Here is a 389-nt window from a genome sequence, read left to right on the forward strand (position 1 = left end):
TTTCGATCGCAGTGGAGCGCCGGATGATGCTGGTGAGCACGCTTTCATGCTCGGCGTCGAGGTGCTGAATGACCACATAGGCAAAGCCGCTATCTGCCGGCACCTGTGGAAGAACCTTTGCAGGGCTGCGATGCCGCCCGCCGATGCGCCAATGCCGATAATTGGGAAGGGAGCGGCCGGCTTTGCGGCTTCGCGCGCGCTAGCCCTCGCTCTCTGTGTGCTTGCCTTCTTCGCCGCCCGCGCCATTGCCGCTTAACCGTGCTCGCCTGCTCTCAAGGATGCGCTCGATAACGGCGGCATCCGCTTCATATTCCTTCGCCCGCGCGCCGAACTGACTGGCAAGCTCGGCGCGATGCCGCATCTTCTCCCGCTCGGCCATGCGCCGGGCA

At 64.3% G+C, this 389-nt stretch carries 1 pseudogene; it reads right to left on the reverse strand.

Annotation, left to right across the window (positions count from 1 at the left end):
* Window positions 1-199: 199 nt before the first annotated feature.
* Window positions 200-389, reverse strand: a pseudogene (locus tag EN861_RS35695) (chemotaxis protein CheB); the annotation flags it as partial.

Origin of the sequence: Mesorhizobium sp. M8A.F.Ca.ET.218.01.1.1 (assembly GCF_004791165.1) — a bacterium.
Classification (GTDB): Bacteria; Pseudomonadota; Alphaproteobacteria; order Rhizobiales; family Rhizobiaceae; genus Mesorhizobium.